Here is a 23,167-nt window from a genome sequence, read left to right as displayed (position 1 = left end):
CAACTGATCGGAGCCCGACATGACGTCTCTGGATCAATCTCGAGCACCTCTCCTGGAGGCGCTTGACAAGTACCGTCGCGACAACCGGTACGGTTACACGCCTCCCGGCCATCGTCAGGGCAGAGGCGTCGACGCTCGGACGCGGACCACCATCGGCGCGGCCGCCTTCGAATCGGATCTCCTCGCGTCGCCCGGTCTCGATGACAGGCGGATGTCCAGCGCCTACCTGCCCGACGCCGAGGAGTTGATGGCGGATGCCGTCGGAGCCGAACTAGCCTTCTTCTCGACCTGCGGCAGTTCGTTGTCGGTGAAGGCAGCGATGATGGCGGTGGCCGGCGGCGAAGGCGGCGAGCTGCTCATCACCCGCGACGCGCACAAGTCGATCGTCGCCGGGCTGATCTTCTCGGGTCTGCGCCCACGGTGGGTGCGGCCACGCTGGGACGAGGAGCTCCACCTGACGCATCCGCCGTCCCCCGAGGAGGTTCGCAAGGCGTGGGAGACGGACCCGCAGGCGGCCGGCCTCCTCATCGTGAGTCCGACGCCGTACGGCACCTGCGCAGACATCCGGGCAATCGCCGACGTCTGCCACGAGTACGGCAAGCCTTTGATCGTCGACGAGGCGTGGGGTGCGCACCTGCCGTTCCACGACGAGCTGCCCACATGGGCGATGGACGCCGGAGCCGACGTGTGTGTCGTCAGCGTCCACAAGATGGGCGCGGGATTCGAGCAGGGGTCGGTCTTCCACGTGCAAGGAGACCTGATCGACCGCTCCCGCCTGTCCCAGTGCGCAGACCTGCTCATGACCACGAGTCCGAGTGTCCCGATCTACGCCGCGCTCGACGGTTGGCGCCGGTACATGGTCGAATCCGGTCGCGAAATCCTCGGCGGTGGACTCGAACTGGCTCGCCATATCCGTCGGAGCGTCGACGAGATCGATGGCCTGACCGTGATGCATGACGAACTGATCCACGAGGAGGCCAGCCATGATCTCGACGAGATGCAGGTCCTCACCGATGTCCAAGGTCTCGGGGCCAGCGGTTATCAGTGCGCGGACTGGCTCCGAGAGCATCACTGCGTCGACGTCGGAATGAGCGACCACCGTCGCATCCTCGCGACCATCTCCCACGCCGACGACGAGGACACCGCGGATCGGTTGCTGAGTGCGCTGAGAGATCTCTCCTCTGCCGCAGACTCTTTCGAGAGTCCCCGGACGATTCATCAGCCGTCGCCGGTCGAGCTGCAGTTGGAGAACCGGATGCTCCCGCGGGATGCGTTCTTCGGGGACACCGAGCCGGTGTCACTCGATGATGCTCCGGGACGTGTTGCCGCCGAACAGATCACGCCCTACCCACCCGGTATTCCGGTGGTGGTTCCCGGTGAGGTGCTGAACGAGTCGGTGGTCGAGTACCTGAGGACCGGCAAGAACGCGGGGATGAATCTGCCCGACGCCGCGGACGACGCACTGGACACGATCAAGGTGGTGCGTCGCACTCACTCGTAAGCGGGGAAGGCATTCTCCGACAACACCCGGGCGAGATGGGCTGCATTGCGGGCGGCGGCGTGGGTCGTCTTGTCGACCGGCCCGGGGACCTCGTCGAGGTCCTTGTAGTCGCGGCCGCCCATGGCCTCGTCGTTCCAGTAGGTGCTGCCCTGCCCGGCGATGGTGAACCCGATGTCGTTGAGCGCACCGAACATGTCCGCGATGATCTTGTGGGCGCCGTCCTCGTTGCCGACGACACCGCACATCGCGACCTTGCCCAGCATCGACGGCCGACCGCGGTCGTCGGTCTCGGACACCTCGGCGTCGAGTCGTTCGAGGACTCGTTGGGCGACGCTCGACATGTGGCCGAGCCAGGTCGGGGTGGTGATCACGAGGATGTCGGCGGCCTGGATGCGCTCGAGGATCGCCGGCCATTCGTCACCGTCTCCCATGTCCCGTTCGACGCCGGGTTTGATGTCGTGGTCGACGGCGCGGACGACGTCACCCTCGACGCCTTGCTCGGCCAGCGCGTCGAGGATGTGCCGGGCGATGAGGTCGCTGCTCGACGACGCCGGCGAGGCTTTGAGGGTGCAGGTGATGGCGAGAGCTGTGGTCATGTCGGGCGTTTACCCGGTGCGGCGCCGATGAATCCCAGCCTCAGCTCGGCTGGCGTTCGGCGAGCATCGCGAGGCGGGTGAGGCACTCGTTCAGTCGCGGAGACATGGCCGTCTGCTGCACGACCGGCGGGATCCACTTCAGCGGTGCGGTCTCGACGAACTCTTCCATGCCGATGATGGAGCCGTTGCCGTCCTTCTCGATCGTCATCCGGATGCGGGCGCGACCGAACGGCCAGCCCGCGGCGGAGAGCTCGAGCAGACCGGCCTTCGATTCGCACGAGGTCGTCTCGTCGTTGAGCAGCGCCGGCCAGACGCCCACCGAGTGGTGAATCTTCGATCCGGCCTGAGGCCAGTTGGCGTCGACGTCGCGGATGCGTGACGCGCCGACCACCCAGGAGGCGTAGAGCCAGCCGTTGGACAGCACCGACCAGACCTGTGCAGGTGTCGCAGATGTGTGGCGTTCGACCCGGTTCATGAATGTTTTCCGTTCACTCGTGGTTTCGAGACTTGGTGAGGTGTCTGGTGATGGTGCGGCTCAACGTGCTTCGGGGCCACCCTCGCAGGCCATCGGAGGCGAGGGCGGCGCGGGCGGCGTTGTTCCCGCAGGCACCGTGGACTCCGCCCCCGGGATGCGCGGCCGACCCCGCGAGATAGAGGCGATCCACGGGTGTCGTGGCGCCACCGGCGCCAGGCGTCGGGCGGAAGACCAACTGCTGGAACAGTTGTGCCGTGCCGCCGTTGACGGTCCCGTGAACGAGGTTCGCGTCGGCGGTCTGCAAATCGTGCGGGGTCTGCACGTGGCGGCCGACAACCATGTCCGAGACACCCGGAGCGTGTTCCTCGAGTACCGCGTCCATTCGAGCGGCGAGGAGGCGAGCCGCCTCGTCGTCGGTGACCCCGCGGGGGAGATGGCTGTAGGACCAAGCGCTTTCGGTGCCGGCGGGCGACCGTCCGGCATCCGCCGTGGTCATCTGACCGAACAGCAGGAAAGGATGTTCGGGGATGTTGCCGGTCTCGATGTCGGCGGTGGAGTAGGCGATGTTGCGCGCGTCCGCCCCGAGATGCACGGTGCCCGCTCCGGCCAGATTGGCGCTGCGCCAGGCGATCTTGCCGTCGATGGCATAGTTGACCTTCACCACCGGGGTGTCCCAGGTGAACCTCTCGAGGTCGTCGAGCACTCGAGACGGGACGTCGCCAGGTGAGAGCAGTTCTGTGTAGAGTGCGGGCGCCGACACATCGGCGAGGACGGCCCGATCGGCCTTCCACCGCCGGCCACCGCTGTCGACGACGCCGACCGCACGACCTCCCCGGACGTCGATCCCGGTGACCCGGGTGTCGCAATGTACCTGCGCACCTGCGCTCTCCGCGCGGCGCCGGAGTGCGGCCGAAAGTGCGCTCGCCCCACCGACGGGAACCGGGTATCCGGTGTCCTGACCCAGCATGGTCAGCAGGTATCCCATCACCCCGCTCCCGGGGGCGTTCAGGGGGATGTCGGCATGCAACGCGTTACCCAGGATGAGCAATCCGGCCTTCTCGCTGCGGAACAGTTCCCGCACCATCCGGTCGGCCGGCAAGATCAGGAATCGCGCCAGGCGCAGCGCCTCCGCGGTGCCGAGGGAGCGCAACAGGGACAGGACCGCACGAACCGGCGGAAACGGTCCGAAAAGGGTGTTGAGGATGGCGGGTCGGAGCGTCTCCCAGTGATCGACGAGGTCGAGCCAGGCTTGACCGTCGTGGCGGTCGAAGGTGGCGAGGTGGGCTGCGGTGTCGGCAGCGTCCGGATGGATGACCGGGGCGTCGTCGTCCTCGGGTCCGGCCGGGTGGCCGAAGGCCAGCGGTGCCCGGCTCCACTGCAGGCCGTGTTCTTCGAGCGCGAGGTCGGCGAACACGGGGGAGGCGACCGCAAGGGGATAGAAAGCGCTGAACAGATCGGTGACGTAACCGGGGGTCAGCTCGGCACTCTTGACGGCGCCGCCGGCCTCGGGGGCGGCTTCGAGAACGGTGACGTCCCAGCCGGCGTCGGCCAGCCTGATGGCCGAGATGAGCCCGTTGTGCCCGGCGCCGACCACGATCGCGTCCGACACTCGTCCCAACTCCCCTCACTGCTGCGCGGGCCGGCCGGCCCACGGTGAGGAGGGGTACCCGTCCGACCGCGCGGTAAACGCGGCGAAGGTGTAGGACCTGACCGCGCGGGTAGACCGAGGCAGTGAAGGTCTCCCTGAACCTGGGCCACGTCTGGCATCCGCGAGTCACCGACGAACGCCTCCGCCGCTTGTGTGCGGGGCGGAGCGCCGTCATCACCGGCGCCGGCTCGGGCATGGGCCGATCACTGGCGAACCGGCTGGCCGCAGCGGGGATTCCGGTGCTGATCAGCGACGTGGACGCGCAGGCCCTGGACGAGACCGCGAGGTCGGTGGCACGCCACGGGGTGCCACCGGAGGCCACCGAGGTGGATGTCGCCGACGCCGCAGCGGTCGCCGCTTACGCCGACGAGGTGGCGCGACGGCACGGTGCACCCGCGCTGGTGTTCAACAACGCCGGTATCACCATGGTCGCGTCGATCATCGACGAGGACGACGACTACGCGCGGCGGATCATGGCCGTCAACTTCGGCGGCGTGGTGAACGGTACGCGAGCGTTTCTCCCGTATGTCGAGGCCGTCGGCGGACGAATCGTGAACACCTCGAGCGCATTCGGGCTGATGGGGTCGCCCGCGCAATCCGCGTACTCGGCATCGAAGTTCGCCGCTCGCGGGTTCTCGGAGAGCCTGCAGGAACAGTTGCGGGGCAGCGGATCCCGAGCGAGAATCCACGTCGTCTGCCCGGGCGTCGTGCACACCGCCATCGCCCGGCGGGCCCGGTACATGAACCCGGCGGTGCGGGAGTACGTCACCAAGGGTTTCGACCGGCGGCTACCCGGTGCCCACCCCGACGCCGCGGCGACCGCGATCCTCGCCGGAGTGCTGGGCGACCGCGACCGAATCCTCGTGGGGATCGATGCGCGGGCCCTCGACCTCGGGGTCCGGCTTCTGGCCGGCGCTCTGCAACGCCCCGTCGCGACAGTGACCGGCCCGGTGTTCCGCCGGATTCTCGGCGTACCGTGACGTGCTGCCCTTCAATCGTCGGATTTGCCCTGCGAGAACAGCTTTCGGGTGGCGGGACCTTCGAGTACCTCGCCCGAATGGCTGAACCGCGAGCCATGTAGCGGACAGTCCCAGGACTGCTCCGCGTCGTTCCACCGGAGCACGCCGTACAGATGGGTGCACAGCGGTGCGACGGACCGCGTCTGTCCCGCCACGGTGCACACCCCCTTCGGGGAGAGCCCGGAATGTCCGACACTGCCGTCGCCCTCGGCCGGTGAGGAGTTCGCCGGCTTGAGAAGACCGAGGTAACCACCCACCATGTAGGCCGCGACCTGTGCGTTCGCCGATGCCGCCGAGGCGAGCGATCCGGGCTTGGTGATCTCGGAGGAGCGCCAGGGCCGAACGGTCTTGGACCAGTGGGGTTCCGAACCGAGGATGCGCCCGGCCATCGACAATGCCGCCGCGACACCGTTGGTGAGTCCCCACTTCGCGAATCCGGTGGCGACCTGCACACTGTCCATGTTGGGCAGAAGCGGTCCGACGTAGGGCAATTCGTCGATCGTCGTGTAGTCCTGCGCCGACCAGCGCGCCACCATGCGGGCGGTGGGGAAATGCTTTTCGGTCCACGCGATCATGTCGAGGGCATGCTGCCGTTCGGATTTCGTACGCCCCACCTCGTGACCGAAGCCGCCGACCATCAGCAGTTCGCCGTCGTAGCCCGGTCGGGTCGCGGTCCGCAGCGAGACCGACGGATTGTCGGCGCCGAGGTACATCTCGCGCGGGATCTCCTCGTCGACGGTGAAGGCCGCCGCATATGAGCGTTGTGGATGCACCCGCGCGAAGAACCCGGCGCGGTCGAGGAACGGGACGCCGGTCGCGATCACGACCGACTCGGCCCGGACGTCCCCGGCGTCGGTGGTGAGGGTGTGGGGTGTGCCGTGGCGCAGGCCCTGCACGCGGACGCCCTCGTACAGGTGGCCGCCGTGGCCACGCAGGTCGTCGGCGAGGGCGCGGAGCACCACCATCGGGTCGATCTGCGCCTGCCCCTCGAGGCGGATGGCCGTCTTGACGTCGAACGGCAGTTCCGGGACGTCGACGTGTTCGACCGGGATGTCATGCGCCCGGCAGGCCTCGAACTCCTTCTCCACGGTCTTCGCGCCCGAAGCGGTGGCCGCGAACGTCAGCGCCGCACGCTCGTCGACCTGCAGGCCCCGGTGGGTGAGGTAGTGCCGGAGCCAGGCCTGGCCCTCGCGGTTCGCGTCGACGTAGTCCTGCACCGCGGACTTCCCGTGCCGACTCGAGATCGACGACAACCGCGTGCCCTGCAGCAGCGACAGCTTGCCGGTGGTGTGGCCGGTCGCGGCGGCGCCGATGTGGCGAGCCTCGAGGACGGCGACCTTCTGTCCGGCCCGGGCCAGCAGGAGTCCCGTGGTCAGGCCGGTGATGCCACCGCCGACGACGATCTGGTCATAGGTGTCGACAGTCCCGAACGGGGTGGTCTCGGGGCGCACGTCGGGGAGTCCGGCGTGATCGGAGTCGTTCGCCGGGTCGAACCAGAGCGTTTTCATGCTGGTCGGGGTTTCCGCGGACAGGTGTGATCAAACATTCCGTCATCGGGAGCTGCGGGGTAGGGTTTTCGACTGGGAATCGAAAACACCTCGCCGGGGTTGTCAGAGTACGACCGGCGAAAGGCGGATGACATGAGTACGTCCACATACGGACCGGGCGCGGGAATCGCCGACCGTGCCGATCTCGTCGTGGTCGGGGCCGGTATCGCGGGCCTGACCGCCGCGCTCTGCGCAGCGGAGAGCGGACTGTCGGTCGTCGTGGTCAACAAGGGCCCGAGCTGGCGTCCCGACCGCGGGGAGCAACCGACCTCGACGTTCTACGCCCAGGGCGGCGTCGCGGTGGTCATGCCCGATGTGCGCTCGACCGGTCCGGACGACGTCGACTCGATCGATCTGCACCTCGCCGACACGCTCGCCGCCGGCGGTGGCCTCACCGACCCCGCGGCAACGCGCCCGATCCTGGCCGACGGGTGGTCATCGGTCTCCGCGCTGATCGGGTGGGGCGCCGACTTCGATCGCGACGCCGACGGCCAGCTCCTTCGCACGCGGGAAGGCGGCCACTCGGTGCGACGGATCATCCACGCCGGCGGTGATGCGACGGGTGCCGCGATCCAGCGAGCGCTCAACGACGCCGTCGCTCAGCGGGAAGTCGGCGCCGGGCAGTCCATCCGTTTCCTCGACGACGCGATCGTCACGGAGGTCCGGGTCGACGACGGCCGGGTCGCGGGGGTGGCCTATCTGCAGGACGACCGGTGGGGCGTGGTCGATGCACCGACGGTCCTGCTCGCCACCGGCGGTGCGGGTCATCTCTACGCGGCGACGACCAACCCGTCCGGTGCCACCTGCGACGGCATCGCGCTCGCGTTGCGGGCAGGTGCGCACGTCGCCGACCTCGAATTCATCCAGTTCCACCCGACGATGCTCTACACGCCGGGTGCCCGTGGACGTCGGACGCTCATCAGCGAGGCCGTGCGAGGGGAGGGCGGTCGACTCGTCGACGTGCACGGACGCTCGGTGACCGACGGCGTGCACCCAATGAGCGACCTCGCGCCCCGCGACGTGGTCGCGAACGCCGTGGAGACCGCCATCGAGCTGACCGGGCACCCCTGCGTCTACCTCGACATCAGCGGGGTGCCCGACTTCGAGCGGCGTTTCCCGACGGTCAGCGCCGGAATCCGGTCGGCCGGTCTCGACCCGGCCGGCAACCGCATCCCCGTCGTACCGGGTGCCCACTACCTCTGCGGTGGCGTGGTGACCGACGACGAGGCGCGTACCGCCGTCGACGGACTCCTGGCCGCCGGTGAGGTCGCGCGGACCGGCCTGCACGGGGCCAATCGACTGGCATCGAACAGCCTGCTCGAGGGGCTCGTCATGGGTCGACGGGCCGCGGCGGTCGCCGTCGGACGACGTGACCTGCGGCCGGCCGGCACCGGTCCCGTCGCGACACCCGGACCGGTGCCGATCCTCGACCGTGATCTGCTGCAGAACACGATGTCGCGACGGGTGGCTCTTCGCCGATCCGCCGACGGGCTGGCGCACGCGGCCGAGACGATCGCGAGGGCGCCGCGGCGGGTTCCCGCGACGGTTCGCGAGGTCGAGGACGCCGCGCTCACACTGACCGCGTCGGCGGTCATCGCGGCGGCCACCGCTCGCACCGAGTCGCGTGGCGCTCACGTCCGGACAGACTTCCCGCTGACGGCCGAGGTCGCGGAATCCCACACCTTTCGCCTCGTCGACGGGGAGATCCGCGAGTCGGGATTCGCCGGCATCGCGGTCTGAGAGGACGCCCGCGCCGCGCACCCGAGGGCACAAGTAGATGCGGTCGTCGGATTCCAGCGATACATTGGCGCCGATGACCCAGAGCTCACCAGACGCGCGCGACGCCGAAGCCCACGACGACTCCGACGCCGCGGACGCCCCACGGCACGAGACCATCGACCTCGGGCACATCACCCTCCACGCGCTGGAGTGGGGTCCGGTCGACGGCCCGGTCGCGGTGTGTCTCCACGGTTTTCCGGATTCGGCGTGGACATGGCGTCTGCTCGCCCCCGAACTGGTCGCCGCCGGTTATCGCGTCGTCGCGCCGTTCACCCGCGGATACGCACCGTCGGACATCCCGCGCGACAAGGACTTTCACGTCGCAGCCCTCGCCTACGACGCCCGGGAGATCCACCGGGCGGTCGGCGCCGGACCCGACGCGGTGCTCATCGGGCACGACTGGGGTGCGCTGACGGTCAACGCCCTGTCCCATCGGTCGGACAACCCGTATTCGGCGGTGGTCGCGATGTCGGTTCCGCCGATTCCCGCGATCCGGAGCGCGGTCGCCGAGGGCCCGGGTGCGGTTCGACTTCTGGCGCGGCAGGCGACCATGAGCTGGTACATCGGATTCAACCAGTTGCCCTGGTTGCCCGAGCGGAGTCTCGACTGGCTGATCCCCCTGCTGTGGCGCCGCTGGCGGTTACGACGCCCCGGCACGCCGCGGCCGAATTACGACCTTGACGTCGATCGGGCCCTCGCTGCGCTACCGACGCGCGAGCATCGCGCGGCCGTCCTGGGCTACTACCGGGCGATGCTCCGGCCACGGATCGACGCCCGCTACGCCGACCTCAGCCGCGACTGGTTGCGCGAACCCCGTTGCCGCACGCTGTATCTGCACGGCGCCGACGACGGCTGCATGCAGTCGAGATTGACCGACCACGTGCGCGGCGTGTTGCCCGACGGCAGTGCCACCGCGGTCATCGCCGACGCCGGGCACTTCCTCCATCTCGATCGCCCGGAGGAGGTGAATCGCCGGATCGTGATGTTTGTCGCCGGGACGCGCGGGGACGAACAGGGTGACACCGGACCGGCCTCCTTCGTAGACTGACGCCCGGGATCTTCACAGCACCGCGGCCATCGGGGACGCCGTGGCGCTTGCCGGGGGGCGAGCCGAGATCGGCGAACACTCGAGAACCACTGCGAAGACCGGCGTGGCATGGCTGGATGGCGCGCGTAGACGTGAAGCACTGCAGGTATGAAGGGGAGTCCGTATGAACGGCGAAGGCTGTTGGTCGACGGTGGTGTGCCGGCCGACCGAACGGGCGGCGCTGGGACTGTCGGGTGACTCCGATTGGTTGCTGCAATGTCGTCTCGCGATCGGCCATCGCGGGAATCACGCGACGGATGCAAGCACCCACCCGAGGCACGATCGTCGCCTCTGGCTGGAATGGAACGACTTCGACGATCGCGCCCAGTCGCTCATCGAACGCAACCCGTGCCCCGTCCCGTCGCCGGAAGGGGTCGGGTGCGTCTTCTTCGTCGGCCACGGCGGGCCTCACTTCTTTGCACACTCGAACGGGCACGCCCCGTCGGTGATGTCGGGTGCCGGAGCAGGAAATCATCAACGACCTGCGCCCGGTTCGGGCCGGACGGGTCCGCAGCCCCCGACCCCGAATCCCCAGCGGATGGGGTCGCACCGGTTGCCGGACTCGCATCAACCGCCCGCTCCGCCGGCCGGTGACCCTGCTTCCGAGCCCGCTCACGGGGTGACGCCCGAACCGACTCCCGGGTCGGGATACCGCGGCGGCCGTCGGTCCACCAACGCCGAACCAGCGGTCTCCGAGGACTACCACGGTCGACGCCACCGGTCCGACGCGCCGGGCCAGGACATCTCCGGCCCGGCGGTGCCCACAACGGCAGCACCCGACACGGCGGTGCCCGATCCCGCTGGACCCGGCCCGGTGGCGCCGACGCCGGAGCCGGCGAACCCGGCGACACCGGCTCACGCCGCGCCGGCGCTTCCGGACCTCTCCCCGGCGGAGGGGGCCGTCGTCCCGCCCGTCGGCGTCCCGGGTGCACAGGTGACCGACCACGCATCGGAGATCTCCGAAGCGGAAGCCGCACGTCGCGCCGAGATCAGCGCGGCCCTCGATGACGTCGCCGTAGCCCTGGCACGCCTCGCCGCCGCCCTGCGGCCGTAGCTCACGCGGACCCCTGAACCCCGACGCCCGTCACGCGTCGGGGTTTCGTGTTGCGCTTGAGTCGGTGCGGGCCGGCCCGGACCTCATACGGTAGGGGGGTACCGTTGGCAGGCGAACGCTGGTATACCTGGTGAGGCATACCCCTGAGGGGTACCCGTCACAACAGGAGCGACATGGACGAGCACCAGCACGGCTACATCGGCCGCAAGGACGACTATCTCAAGCGTCTCCGCCGCATCGAGGGCCAGGCACGCGGGCTGCAGCGCATGGTCGAAGAGGACTCGTACTGCATCGACATCCTCACCCAGGTGTCCGCCATGACCAAGGCGTTGCAGGCGGTCAGCCTGGGTCTGCTCGAGGAGCACATGGCCCACTGCGTCGTGCACGCCGCGCAGGAGAGCGACGCCGCCGGCAAGGAGAAGGTGGACGAGGCCATGGCCGCGATCGCCCGACTCGTGAAGTCCTGACACCGACCGACCAGCCACACCGCGAAGACAGCGAGAAGAGGAGAAGAAATGAGCACCACCAGCAACTACACCGTCACCGGGATGACCTGCGGCCACTGTGTCGCCTCCGTCCGCGAGGAGATCGAGGAGATCGCCGGTGTGACCAGCGTCGACGTGACCCTCGAGGACGGAGCGGTGCGCGTCGTCGCCGACCGCGAGATCCCGCGCGAGGAGATCGCCGGAGCGGTCGCCGAAGCCGGGTACTCACTGGTGTGACATGAGCATTCCCAAGGGTCCCCTGGTCTACGTCGTCGCGCTGATCGCCGCCTTCGCGATCGCCTTCGGCGTCGGCCGGGCATGGGGACCGCAACCCGAGCCGGTGTCCCACGACGCACCCTCGCACGGCGTCGTCGAGACGACTGTCCCGGACTCCACCCCACATGGCGACACGACACACGGAGGTGACCACTGATGTCCGCGACTCCCGGCCTGCAACTGGTCGACCTCGACATCTCCGGCATGACCTGCGCGTCGTGTGCGAACCGCATCGAGCGGAAACTGAACAAACTCGACGGCGTCACCGCCTCGGTGAACTATGCGACCGAACGCGCCCACGTCGAGGTCTCTACCGGTCTCGCCGCCGGCGACCTCATCGAGGTGGTCCGCGCCGCCGGCTACGACGCCGCGCCGGTCCTGCCGGACCCGCCCGCCGGGTCGGCGGCGGATACGACCGACACCGCGCCCACGGCGGACCCGGAACTCGACGCGCTGCGGCAACGGCTGATCGTCTCGGTGGTGCTGTCGGTGCCGGTGATCGCGCTCGCGATGATCCCGTCCTGGCAGTTCACCTACTGGCAGTGGCTGTCCCTGACGCTCGCCGCGCCGGTCGTTGTGTGGGGTGCCTACCCGTTCCATCGCGCAGCATGGATCAACCTGCGTCACGGCGCGACCACGATGGACACCCTGGTCTCGGTCGGCACGCTCGCCGCGTTCGGCTGGTCGCTGTACGCGCTCTTCCTCGGTACCGCCGGGACGCCAGGCCTCACCCACGGGTTCGACCTGCTTCCCCAACGCACCGACGGGGCGTCGCACATCTATCTCGAAGCAGCCGCGGGCGTGACGACCTTCCTGCTCGCGGGGCGCTACTTCGAGAAACGGTCCAAACGGCGCGCCGGTGACGCACTGCGAGCCCTGATGGACCTCGGGGCCAAGGACGTGGTGGTCCGACGCGACGGTGTCGAGAGCCGAATTCCCATCGGCCAGTTGGTGGTCGGTGACGAATTCGTGGTGCGTCCCGGCGAGAAGATCGCGACCGACGGCGTCGTGGTCGACGGCGCGTCGGCGATCGATGCGTCGATGGTGTCCGGGGAATCGGTGCCGATCGAGGTGACCGCGGGCGACGCGGTCATCGGCGCCACCGTCAACACCAGCGGACTGCTCGTCGTCCGGGCGACCGCGGTGGGTTCCGACACCGCACTCTCGCAGATGGCACGGATGGTCGCCGCCGCGCAGGAGGGCAAGGCCGACGCGCAGCGCCTGGCCGACCGCATCTCCTCGGTGTTCGTCCCCGCGGTGATCGCGATCTCGGTTGCCACGCTGGGCTTCTGGCTCGGGGCGGCGTCGTTGGACGATTTCGCGGGTGGTGACGTGACCTTCGCGTTCACCGCGGCGGTCGCGGTCCTCATCATTGCCTGTCCGTGTGCGCTCGGGCTCGCCACGCCGACCGCGCTCATGGTCGGCACCGGCCGCGGCGCACAGCTGGGCATCCTGCTGAAGGGGCCCGAGGTGCTGGAGTCGACCCGACGCGTCGACACCATCGTGCTGGACAAGACCGGCACCGTCACCACCGGCGACATGTCGGTGTCGACGGTGACCGCCGCCGAGGGGCGGGACGAGTCAGAGGTCCTCGCGTGGGCGGCAGCGGTGGAAGCGGGGTCGGAGCACCCGATCGGCCGCGCCGTCGTCGAAGCGGGTCGTGAGCACGTGTCGGAGAAGGCGCGGGATTTCGTGTCCACCGAGGGCGCCGGTGTTGCCGGCACCGTGGGTGACAGGCGAGTTCGGGTCCTCTCGCCCAGCAAGGTGACCGTGCCGATGCCCGCCGATCTCGCGGACGCGGTGTCGACTGCCGAGTCAGGTGGTGCGACGGCGGTCGTCGTCCTCGTCGGCGACGCGAACGACGATGCGTCCGAACCGGTTCCGACCGGCGTGATCGCGGTGGCCGACCGCATCAAGGCATCGTCGGCCGAGGCCATTGCCGAATTCCGGCGCCTGGGACTCACGCCGAAGCTGCTCACCGGCGACAACGAAGGTGCGGCGAAAGCTGTTGCGGCAGAGGTGGGGATCGATGACGTGACCGCGGGGGTCAGCCCGCAGCGCAAGCTCGAGGTGATCGCCGAACTCCAGGAGCAGGGTCACGTGGTCGCGATGGTCGGCGACGGCATCAACGACGCCGCCGCACTGGCGCAGGCCGACCTCGGTCTCGCGATGGGCACCGGCACCGATGTGGCGATGGCGGCCGGCGACCTCACGGTCGTGAGCGGTGACCTCCGCGTGGTGGCCGACGCCATCCGGCTGGCGCGTCGAACCCTCGGCACGATCAAGGGAAACCTGTTCTGGGCCTTCGGTTACAACGTCGCCGCGGTCCCGTTGGCGGCCGCCGGGATGCTCAACCCGATGATCGCCGGGGCCGCGATGGCGCTCTCCTCGGTGTTCGTCGTGGGGAACAGCCTGCGGTTGCGCAGATTCTCCCCGGCCCGCTGACAACCGCCCACAAAGACCGGTTGGCAGCCTGGTTTCGATACGGACCTCGGCTGGCGCCTCGGCCCTACTCAACCAGCGGGTATGCGTCCTGCTGGTTGAGTAGGTTCGAGCCGCTAGGCGAGAACCGTATCGAAACCAGCTCAGGCGCGCGAGGTCACCTTCGCGGCGGCGTGACGACCGGCGCGTCGGCCGAAGTACGATCCCTCTCCCAATTGCGTTCCGCTGCAGTAACCCTTGCAGTCCTGGGCGATGTTGGTGGCACTCGCGCCAGCGGCGTAGAGGCCCTTGATGACCGACCCGGACTCGTCGAGCACCTCGCCGTCGAGCGAGGTGGCCATGCCGCCCATCGTGAAGCCGGCGTACATCGCCTTGCCGAGCGAGAGGTCGTAGGCAGCCCACGGACCCTTGTCCTGAGGTTCGAGGAACTCGGCCGCCTTGTGGAAGTCGGGATCTTCCTTCTTCGCGGCGTTCTCGTTGTACCGGGCCATGGTCGCCTGCAGCTTGCCCTCGGGGATGCCGAGATCGCGCTCCATCTCCTCGATCGTCTCCCAGCCGTCGATCAGCGGGATCAGGTAGTTCTGCTTGGGGTTCATGTGCGACTCGTCGACGATGAGGAACGCCGCCGAATCCGGTTGCTCCATGATGAATCCCGACGTGCGGGCGTGGTAGGAGTCCTCGGTGACGAACCGTTCGCCGAACTTGTTCACGATGACGCCCATGACCATGCTGGCGGGCGGATAGATCGGCGCGGTGATGAACGCCTTGTCCATGTATTTGAGTTCGGCGCCCACCGATCGGCCCATGCGCAGTCCGAGGCCGTCGTCGTAGGTGTTGCCGAGGACGAACGGCTTCTCGGCGAGGTGCGGCGTGTGCTCGGCGACCATCTCGGGGTTCATCACGAAGCCGCCCGCGGCGATGATCACCGAGGTGGCGCGGATGACGCCTTCCTCGCCGGGCTTCTTCCAGGTCACGCCGGCGACGGTTCCGTCGGAGTCGACGACGAGTTGCCGTGCGCCGGTCTCATAACGGACCTCGACGCCGAGTTCGCCGAGACGCTTGACGAGCAGGTCGATCACCAGGGAGGCGCCACCGGTCTCACCGGGAACCGGCACCTTGTGGCCGCGCGGAGCAGGGACGGCCTGGTCCTTGAACGGCCACACCTTCTCGTTGCCGGTGAACATCAGGCCTTCGGTGCCGGGCTGGATGACGGCCTTCTCCGGGTAGAAGCTGCGCTCGAAGGTGAAGCCCAGCCCCTCGAGCCAGTTGAAGTGGTCCACGCTGTCGACGCAGTACGCGTGGATCTTGTCGACCTCGGGGTCGATGGACACCGCGGTCAGGTACTTCTCCATCTCCTCGGGCGAGTCGTCCTGGCCGGTCGCCTTCTGGACGGCGGTGCCGCCACCGAGATAGAAGAAGCCTCCCGACAGGGAGGTGGTGCCGCCGGCCGCGGCGGCGCGTTCGATGAGCAGGACGCGCGCGCCGTTCGCTGCGGCCTCCGCGGCGGCGCATCCGCCCGCGATGCCGAATCCGATCACGACGACGTCGACCTCGTCGGAGAATTCGGTCACCGATTCGAGGGCGACGGTCTCCGGGATCTCGGTACTGGTAGCCATGCGGCCAGATTAGCGGACAAACTAGAACCTGTTCTAGTCTTGGTGACCATTCAGCGGGAGGTCGCCGGATCGTGACCGAAACAGCAGGTCAGCCGATCGATCGTCGGATGAACAGTCGGCGTCCGGTGCGGACCCGCCGCCATGTGCGCGAACTCCGGTATCAAGAAGTGTGACCATCTTGTCGGACCCCCGCGCACACGACGCCGCTCCCTGGGTGGCGGGACTCGTCGCGGTGGGTGCCGGGCTGGCCGCGGGGGAGATCGCCGCGGTCCCGGTGTCGCCGGACGCGTCGCCGTACTTCGCGGTCGGCTCGTCGGTGGTCGACCACTCGCCCCAGGCGGTCCGCGAATGGGCCATTCAGACCTTCGGCATCGCCGACAAGGTCGCCCTCTTCGTCGGGATGGGCTTCATCATCGCCGCGATCGCCGGCGCCTGCGGGTACCTCGAGCGGCGCCGTCCACCGCTCGGGTCCGCGATCATCGCGGTCTTCGCAGCAGTCGGCGTGCTGGCGGCGGTGAACCGGCCGGGTGCGTCGTGGACCTATGCGCTGCCTTCGATCCTCGCCGGAGTCGTGGGCGTCGTCGTACTGAGGCTGCTGCTGGCCCAGCTCGCCGACGAGCCGCCGCGGTTCGTCGACGGGGACGCGGAAGATGTTGACCGTCAGCCTCTTTCACGGCGATTCGTCCTCGCTGCAGGCGGTGTGGCGGTGGCCGCCGTCGCGATCGGCGTCATCGGCCGTCGTATGCTCGCCGACACCGCGAGCACGTTGGCCGACCGCGCGCGGATCCTGCTGCCGAAACCCGTCGACCCGGCCCCGCCGATCCCGCCCGGAACCGAGCTGAACCTTTCCGGCGCAACGCCTTTCATCACCGGGAACGACGACTTCTACCGGATCGACACCGCGCTCCAGGTCCCGACGCTCACCACCGTCGAATGGCGACTGCGAATACACGGAGAGGTCGACAGGGAGGTGACCCTCACCTGGGATGACCTGCTGGCGATGCCCATGACCGAACGGTTCGTGACGCTGGCGTGCGTGTCCAACGACGTCGGGGGAGACCTGATCGGCAACGCCCGGTGGCTCGGCGTGCCGATGCAAGAAGTCCTCGACCTTGCCGGCGTACGCCCCGGGGCCGACATGCTGTTGTCCACCAGTGTCGACGGATGGACCTGCGGCACACCGATTTCGGACATCACCGACGGCCGCGATGCACTGCTGGCGGTCGGCATGAACGGTGGGCCGTTACCGATCGAACACGGATACCCGGTCCGGCAGGTGGTCCCCGGTCTGTACGGGTACGTGTCGGCGACCAAGTGGGTCGTCGACTGGGGGATCACCAGGTTCTCCGAGGCCCGGGCGTACTGGACCGACCGCGGATGGTCGGCGCTCGGACCCATCAAACTGGCCTCACGGATCGATCGTCCGGCCCGGGGTACCTCGCACCCCGCGGGTGAGGTCGTCATCGCCGGAACCGCATGGGCGCAGCACATAGGTGTCGAGCGCGTCGAGGTCCGGATCGACGACGGGCCGTGGCAGCCCGCGGAGCTCTCGACCCAGTACAGCGACGACACCTGGCGACAGTGGAAGTTCACGTGGCAAGCGGACAAAGGCGACCACACGGTCACATGCCGTGCGATCGACAAACAGGGGCGCCCGCAGGTCGAGCGGTACCAGTCTCCTGCACCCGACGGCGCGACCGGGCTCGACGAGCGTAGATACACCGTTACCTGATCTGTTCCAACGGATTCGAGCTACCGGCGAGTATCCCGAAAGATCATGATGAATCGACTTGTCAAGGGTGGAGTGAGGTATCCGACTCCGCTGAGATTGCGCTGAGACCTCGTGTTATCTTCTTCCAACCTCTATATGTGAGCCGGGTGACAGTCATCGCTGTCGGAGCCCGCGCACTTCGTGACCTGCGTCAGGTCGTCCGCTCCGCCGACACATGGCAGAGCTGCACGATTTGCACGCAGGTTACGACGTTCTACACATGTGCGCCGACGACAGGCGCCGAAAACAAGGCGGCGTCGACAGACGTCGCCACCAGACAGGGTGAGAGTTATGACAGTGGGTGTCGTGCGCGAGACGGCCCCGGGAGAGCGCCGAGTGGCGCTCGTCCCGAAGGTGGCCGCCTCGCTGGTGGGCAAGGGTGTGCCCGTCGTGGTGGAGTCGGGGGCCGGTCTCGGCGCCCTGATCCCCGACGAGGCGTACACCGAAGCCGGGGCCACGATCGGCGATCCGTATTCGGCCGATGTGGTGTTGCGGGTGTCGCCTCCGTCGGATGACGAGATCGGCAAGCTTCGCAGCGGGCAGAAGCTGATCGGTTTCCTGGCGCCGCGCAATGCCGACAACAAGATCGGTGCCCTGCGTGCAGCGGGCGTGGAGGCCTACGCGGTGGAGGCGATCCCGCGTATCTCCCGCGCACAGGTGATGGATGCGTTGAGTTCGCAGGCCAACGTGGCCGGCTACAAGTCGGTGATCGTGGCGGCGGATCTGTCGACGCGGTTCTTCCCGATGCTCACCACGGCAGCGGGCACGGTGAAGCCGGCGACGGTGCTGGTGCTCGGTGTCGGTGTGGCCGGTCTGCAGGCGCTCGCCACAGCCAAGCGCCTCGGCGGCCGGACCACCGGTTACGACGTGCGCCCCGAGGTGGCCGAGCAGGTCCGGTCGGTCGGTGCGCAGTGGCTCGATCTCGGTATCGACGCTGCCGGCGAGGGCGGGTACGCCCGTGAGCTGACCGAGGAAGAACGCGCGCAGCAGCAACAGGCACTCGAGGACGCGATCAAGGGCTTCGACGTGGTGGTCACCACCGCGCTGGTCCCGGGTCGTCCGGCCCCGCGCCTCGTGACCGCGGCTGCCGTCGAGGGCATGAAGCCGGGCAGCGTCGTGGTGGACCTGGCCGGTGAGACCGGCGGCAACTGCGAGCTCACCGAACCCGGGGAGACCGTAGTCAAGCACGACGTGACGATCACCGCGCCGCTGAATCTGCCGGCGACGATGCCCGAGCATGCCAGCGAGCTGTACTCGAAGAACCTCCTCGCCCTGATCGAGCTGATGCTCGACGACAACGGCGCGATCACACCGGACTTCGACGACGAGGTGCTCGCCGCCGCGTGCGTCACCCGTGAACCCGGCGCCGGGAACGAAGCGAGCGGGCCGAATGACGGTCAGCAGGAGGTGAAGGCCTGATGTACTCCGGACTTCTGGCGAATCTCGCGATCCTGGTGTTGGCCGGGTTCGTGGGTTTCGCGGTCATCTCGAAGGTTCCCAACACCCTTCACACCCCATTGATGTCGGGCACGAACGCCATTCACGGCATCGTCGTGCTCGGTGCGCTGGTGGTGCTGGGCAAGCTCCCTGCCGATGCCGGGTGGGGCGTGCGGATCATCGCGTTCGTCGCGCTGGTGTTCGGCACGCTCAACGTGATCGGTGGCTTCGCGGTCACCGACCGGATGCTGGGCATGTTCAAGGGTAAGAAGGAGGCCGCCAAGTGATCGGCTCGCAATTGGTGCTCGCCGCAGGCGCGCACACCCCGAGCGAAGGCCTGTCATACCTGGTCATGGCGCTCTACATCGTGTCCTTCTCGCTCTTCATCTACGGCCTGATGGGTCTGACCGGCCCGAAGACCGCGGTGCGCGGCAACTGGATCGCCGCGACCGGTATGGGTTTGGCGGTGGCGGCGACGCTGCTCTACATCTACAACGCGGGCGCGGTCGGCGAGGATGGTCATTCGACGGTCGGCGTGCCGACGATCAACTGGATCCTGATCGTGATCGGTCTGGTTCTCGGTGTGGTGCTGGGTATCCCGCCGGCGCTGAAGACCAAGATGACGGCCATGCCGCAGCTGGTGGCACTGTTCAACGGTGTCGGCGGCGGCACGGTTGCGCTGATCGCGTGGTCGGAGTTCATCGAGACCTCCGGGTTCTCGGTCTTCCACAACACCGAACCGGCCTCGCCGCTGGTGGTGGGTTCGCTGATCGCGGCGATCATCGGTTCGATCTCGTTCTGGGGATCGCTGGTCGCGTTCGCGAAGCTGCAGGAGATCATGCCCAAGGGTCTGGAGAAGACCTTCGTGGCGAACGCGAAGCTGTTCCAAGCCGCCAACATCGTGCTGCTGCTGGTCGCGTTGGGTCTGGCGATCTACCTCGGCGTGCAGGCCACCGACGGTGGCGGGGCGAGCGTGTGGTGGATGGTCGGGCTGCTGCTCGCCGCCGGCGTGATGGGTCTGTTCGTGGTGTTCCCCATCGGCGGTGCGGACATGCCCGTGGTGATCTCGCTGCTCAACGCGATGACCGGTCTGTCGGCCGCCGCGGCGGGTATCGCGCTGGACAACACGGCGCTGATCGTGGCCGGCATGATCGTCGGCGCGTCGGGTTCGATCCTGACCAACCTGATGGCCAAGGCGATGAACCGGTCGATCCCGGCGATCGTGTTCGGCTCGTTCGGTGGCGGCGACGCCGCGGCCGCCGGTGGTCCCGGCGCCGAGGGCGGCACGGTCAAGGCCACCTCCGCCGCCGACGCCGCGATCCAGATGGCCTACGCCAATCAGGTGATCGTGGTGCCCGGTTACGGTCTGGCCGTGGCCCAGGCACAGCATGCGGTCAAGGAGATGGCGAGCCTGCTCGAGGCCAAGGGCGTGGAGGTCAAGTACGCCATCCACCCGGTGGCCGGTCGTATGCCGGGGCACATGAACGTGCTGCTGGCCGAGGCCGACGTCGAATACGACGCGATGAAGGAGATGGACGACATCAACGGCGAGTTCGGCCGTACCGATGTCGCGATCGTGATCGGCGCCAACGACGTCACCAACCCAGCCGCCCGCAACGACCCGTCGAGCCCGATCCACGGCATGCCGATCCTCAACGTCGACGAGGCGCGGTCGGTGATCGTGCTGAAGCGGTCGATGAGTTCGGGTTATGCCGGTATCGAGAACCCGCTGTTCTTCGCCGACGGCACCTCGATGCTGTTCGGTGACGCGAAGAAGAGTGTCGACAGCGTCATCGAGGAACTCAAAGCGCTGTAGCGCTTCCGGTTTCGACGAGAAGACCCCCGGTCCCGTGCATGCGGGTACCGGGGGTCTTGTCGTTCGATCAGGGCAGGATGTCGAGGGCGGCGGAGACGATGCTGTCGGTGTCGATGCCGTGATGTCGGTAGACGTCGTCGAGGGAGCCGACCTGACCGAACCGGGAGACACCGAGATTGGTGCTGTGCACCCGGTTGATACCGGCCAGGAATGCCAGTGTGTGCGGATGCCCGTCGAGGACCGTGACCATCGGGGTGGCACGGTCGCCCGGGAAGAGCTGATCGAGAATCCAGCTCTCACCGCTGCCCCGCCCCTGACGCGCCTGCCAGGCCTCGAACAGGAGCCCGGGGCTGGTGATGCAGAGGACATCGGCGTCGATCCCCTGCTGCTGCAGACGATCTGCGGCGGCCAGTGCTTCCGGGACCAGGGCCCCCATCGCCACAACCGTCACCTGTGCGTTCTCACTCCGTCGAAGTGGGTAACCGCCGGCGACGACCTGGCGGCGGCGGCGTTCGCGCGCGGCCGGGTCGGTCGGCACCGCGGCGAGGGACTGATCGACCGGACGGGTCGACAGCCGTAGATACGCCGAGGTGCCGTCGGGGCGGCCGAGGCGGGACAGAGAAGCCAGCAGGGTCCACTCGACGTCGATCCCGAACGCCGGTTCGTAACTGACACAACCCGGTTGCTCGAGACCGATCGACGGCGTCTTGATCGATTGGTGCGCGCCGCCTTCGGCCGCGAGCGTGACCCCGGAGGGGGTGCCGACCAGGATCGACTGGCCGCCGGCGTAGATGCCGTACGACCACGGTTCCAAGGCGCGTTCGACGAAGGGGTCGTAGAGCACACCGATCGGCAACAGCGGCTGCCCCCAGCGGCTCCAGGTGGCACCGAGTTCGCCGATCAGACCGACCAGGTTGGTCTCGGCGATACCGAGTTCCATGTGCTGCCCGGTGGGCCGCTCGTTCCAGTGCATGATCGTCTCGGGATCGTCGGCGAACCAGTTGTGCCGCTCGGTGGGCGACCAGACGCCGACCTTGTTCACCCAGCCGCCGAGATTCGTGGTCGAGCTGACGTCCGGGCTGACGGTGACCACACGCTTCGCCGCATCCGGCGATTGGCGGGTCAGGTCGAGCAGCGACCGACCGAGCGCGGCTTGGGTTGTACTGGTGCCCTTCGGGGTGCGACCGAAGTCGGCCGGGATCTCCACCTCGGGCAACGAAGGCACCGGTTCCCGCTGTAGGCGTTGCGCCGCAGCGGCACACAGCCGGCCTGCCGGGTCGTCGTCGGCGAACCGACCCCACGGTTGTTCCGGGTCCGTCCCGAGCGTCGCCGCCAGTTGCCGGTACTCCTCGACGGTCAGCAGCGCCGAATGGTTCTGGGGGTGACCCTGCGTGGGCAGCCCGTAACCCTTGATGGTGTAGGCGATGATCACCGTCGGTCGGGTGTCGTCGATCTGCCGGTACGCCTGCGACAGTGCCTGCAGGTCGTGACCGCCGAGGTTACGGACCGCCGCCAGAAGGGTCGCGTCGTCCAGTGCGGCGACGAGTTCGGCGATCTTCGCGCTCTCGGAACCCGTGCCGGGCAGACGGTCACGGACCTCGTCCGCAGTGCAGCGGAGCAGTCGCTGATATTCAGGGTTCGGCATCTGCAGAATGCGGGTCCGCAATGCGTCGCCACCGGGGCGGGCGAAGAGGGATTCGAGCAGCTGACCGAACCGCACGGGGATGACCTGCCAACCGGCCGCTTCGAACATCTTCTCCAGGCGACGGGCGGCGATGTTCGGCACGACGCGGTCCAATGACTGGCGGTTCAGGTCGACGATCCACACCACCTCGCCGAGATCGGCGATCCCCGGATCGAGGATGGCCTCCCAGACGGCGCCCTCGTCGAGTTCGGCGTCGCCGACGAGCGAGTACTGCCGGCCGCGGCCGGTGTCGCCGACGTGGGTGTCGACGTAGCGTCGTGCCATGGCGCCCCAGATCGGGGCGGTCGCGCCGATGCCGACCGAGCCGGTGGAGTAGTCGACGGTGTCCGGGTCCTTGGCGCGGCTGGGGTAGGACTGGAGGCCGCCGAACTCGCGGAGCGTGGTCAGGTACTTCTCGTCGAGCTCGCCGAGCAGGTAGTTGATGCTGTGGAGCACCGGCGACGCATGGGGTTTCACCGACACGCGGTCACCGGGGCGCAGGTGTTCGAACCACAGCGAGGTCATGATCGAGACCATCGACGCGCACGACGCCTGGTGTCCGCCGACCTTCAATCCGCTGGGATTCGGCCGAACCCGGTTGGCGTGGTGGATCATCGAGGTCGACAGCCAGAGCACACGTTGTTGGATCGACTCGAGCGCGGCTTGTTCGGGCGTCACCGCGTCGCCGAGTGACGGCGGTGCGGCGACGGTATCGAGAAATGCGGACTGGGGCACGGGAACTCACTTTCGAACACCACCCACGCGAACCGCGGCACGGCGTGCGGATGTGGAGGTTTGACCGACGCCCCCTCGGCGGCGACGGATCGGTCGCGGCCGGCAGGGCGAAATCCGGGTCGCCTACGGGGTCGTGTTCCGTCGGGGCTGGCCGGTTCTACGAGAAGGTGTGCTCACAGTCCAGCAATGCCAGTCTGAT

General features: G+C 68.2%; 19 protein-coding genes. 13 read left to right on the top strand and 6 right to left on the bottom strand.

Features of this window, described 5'->3' with window-relative positions; translation table 11 throughout:
- The first annotated feature begins 28 nt into the window (after positions 1-28).
- Positions 29-1,501, top strand: coding sequence for an aminotransferase class I/II-fold pyridoxal phosphate-dependent enzyme (locus tag OK17_RS12895; RefSeq protein ID WP_461417677.1), 1,473 nt, complete (start codon positions 29-31; stop codon positions 1,499-1,501).
- Here the strand turns inward: OK17_RS12895 and OK17_RS12890 are convergent.
- Genes OK17_RS12890 through OK17_RS12880 form a run of 3 tightly spaced genes read right to left on the bottom strand, consistent with a single transcriptional unit; the run spans position 1,492 to position 4,181 of the window.
- Positions 1,492-2,097: a flavodoxin family protein gene (locus OK17_RS12890; RefSeq protein WP_461417673.1), complete on the bottom strand. Its 606-nt coding sequence runs from the start codon at positions 2,095-2,097 to the stop codon at positions 1,492-1,494. The two genes, OK17_RS12895 and OK17_RS12890, sit on opposite strands and share 10 nt — an antisense overlap.
- 40 nt (positions 2,098-2,137) lie before the next feature.
- Positions 2,138-2,572, bottom strand: a complete 435-nt coding sequence (locus tag OK17_RS12885) for an SRPBCC family protein (protein ID WP_232716952.1) — start codon at positions 2,570-2,572, stop codon at positions 2,138-2,140.
- 13 nt (positions 2,573-2,585) lie between these two features.
- Positions 2,586-4,181 (bottom strand): phytoene desaturase family protein, encoded by a 1,596-nt coding sequence (locus OK17_RS12880; protein WP_461417676.1) that lies wholly within the window; start codon positions 4,179-4,181, stop codon positions 2,586-2,588.
- 122 nt (positions 4,182-4,303) lie between these two features.
- Between OK17_RS12880 and OK17_RS12875 the strand changes: the two genes are divergently transcribed.
- Positions 4,304-5,200 (top strand): SDR family NAD(P)-dependent oxidoreductase, encoded by an 897-nt coding sequence (locus tag OK17_RS12875; protein WP_461417672.1) that lies wholly within the window; start codon positions 4,304-4,306, stop codon positions 5,198-5,200.
- An 11-nt stretch (positions 5,201-5,211) separates the two neighbouring features.
- Here OK17_RS12875 and OK17_RS12870 read toward each other — a convergent pair whose 3' ends face one another.
- Positions 5,212-6,747, bottom strand: a complete 1,536-nt coding sequence (locus OK17_RS12870; RefSeq protein ID WP_461417671.1) for an FAD-dependent oxidoreductase — start codon at positions 6,745-6,747, stop codon at positions 5,212-5,214.
- 132 nt (positions 6,748-6,879) lie between these two features.
- On the opposite strand from OK17_RS12870, the gene nadB reads away from it, so the two are divergent.
- The 7 genes from nadB to OK17_RS12835 all read left to right on the top strand — a co-directional run bounded on the left by nadB (position 6,880) and on the right by OK17_RS12835 (position 13,912).
- A complete protein-coding gene (gene nadB, locus OK17_RS12865) occupies positions 6,880-8,526 on the top strand; it encodes an L-aspartate oxidase (RefSeq protein WP_232716956.1) in 1,647 nt (548 codons plus the stop codon).
- Between the two features lie 73 nt (positions 8,527-8,599).
- Positions 8,600-9,613, top strand: coding sequence for an alpha/beta fold hydrolase (locus tag OK17_RS12860; protein ID WP_232716957.1), 1,014 nt, complete (start codon positions 8,600-8,602; stop codon positions 9,611-9,613).
- Between the two features lie 163 nt (positions 9,614-9,776).
- Positions 9,777-10,706, top strand: coding sequence for a hypothetical protein (locus OK17_RS12855; RefSeq protein WP_232716958.1), 930 nt, complete (start codon positions 9,777-9,779; stop codon positions 10,704-10,706).
- Positions 10,707-10,879: 173 nt separating this feature from the next.
- A complete protein-coding gene (locus tag OK17_RS12850) occupies positions 10,880-11,173 on the top strand; it encodes a metal-sensitive transcriptional regulator (RefSeq protein ID WP_005196646.1) in 294 nt (97 codons plus the stop codon).
- A 48-nt stretch (positions 11,174-11,221) separates the two neighbouring features.
- Positions 11,222-11,428, top strand: coding sequence for a heavy-metal-associated domain-containing protein (locus OK17_RS12845; protein ID WP_154884023.1), 207 nt, complete (start codon positions 11,222-11,224; stop codon positions 11,426-11,428).
- 1 nt (position 11,429) lies between these two features.
- Entirely contained in the window at positions 11,430-11,624 is a 195-nt protein-coding gene (locus OK17_RS12840) for a hypothetical protein (protein WP_232716959.1), read from the top strand.
- Positions 11,624-13,912 (top strand): heavy metal translocating P-type ATPase, encoded by a 2,289-nt coding sequence (locus tag OK17_RS12835; RefSeq protein ID WP_461417670.1) that lies wholly within the window; start codon positions 11,624-11,626, stop codon positions 13,910-13,912. Before OK17_RS12840 ends, OK17_RS12835 begins: the two co-directional genes overlap by 1 nt.
- Positions 13,913-14,052: 140 nt before the next feature.
- On the opposite strand, the gene OK17_RS12830 is transcribed toward OK17_RS12835, so the two are convergent.
- Complete coding sequence (locus OK17_RS12830; RefSeq protein WP_006868690.1) at positions 14,053-15,525, bottom strand: FAD-binding protein; 1,473 nt, start codon at positions 15,523-15,525, stop codon at positions 14,053-14,055.
- A 178-nt stretch (positions 15,526-15,703) separates the two neighbouring features.
- Between OK17_RS12830 and OK17_RS12825 the strand changes: the two genes are divergently transcribed.
- From OK17_RS12825 to OK17_RS12810, 4 genes are all read left to right on the top strand, one after another.
- A complete protein-coding gene (locus OK17_RS12825) occupies positions 15,704-17,257 on the top strand; it encodes a molybdopterin-dependent oxidoreductase (protein ID WP_461417675.1) in 1,554 nt (517 codons plus the stop codon).
- 330 nt (positions 17,258-17,587) lie between these two features.
- A complete protein-coding gene (locus tag OK17_RS12820; protein ID WP_232716962.1) occupies positions 17,588-18,715 on the top strand; it encodes a Re/Si-specific NAD(P)(+) transhydrogenase subunit alpha in 1,128 nt (375 codons plus the stop codon).
- Complete coding sequence (locus OK17_RS12815) at positions 18,715-19,020, top strand: NAD(P) transhydrogenase subunit alpha part 2 (protein ID WP_006358004.1); 306 nt, start codon at positions 18,715-18,717, stop codon at positions 19,018-19,020. The genes OK17_RS12820 and OK17_RS12815 overlap by 1 nt, the downstream gene beginning before the upstream one ends.
- The gene (locus tag OK17_RS12810) at positions 19,017-20,549 is read left to right on the top strand and encodes an NAD(P)(+) transhydrogenase (Re/Si-specific) subunit beta (protein ID WP_232716963.1); all 1,533 of its coding nucleotides are present in this window, start codon (positions 19,017-19,019) and stop codon (positions 20,547-20,549) included. Before OK17_RS12815 ends, OK17_RS12810 begins: the two co-directional genes overlap by 4 nt.
- A gap of 67 nt (positions 20,550-20,616) precedes the next feature.
- On the opposite strand, the gene OK17_RS12805 is transcribed toward OK17_RS12810, so the two are convergent.
- Complete coding sequence (locus tag OK17_RS12805) at positions 20,617-22,968, bottom strand: transketolase-like TK C-terminal-containing protein (protein WP_461417669.1); 2,352 nt, start codon at positions 22,966-22,968, stop codon at positions 20,617-20,619.
- Between the last annotated feature and the right edge of the window lie 199 nt (positions 22,969-23,167).

Source organism: Gordonia sp. GN26 (assembly GCF_054823965.1).
This window is presented reverse-complemented; position numbering and strand designations above follow the sequence as displayed.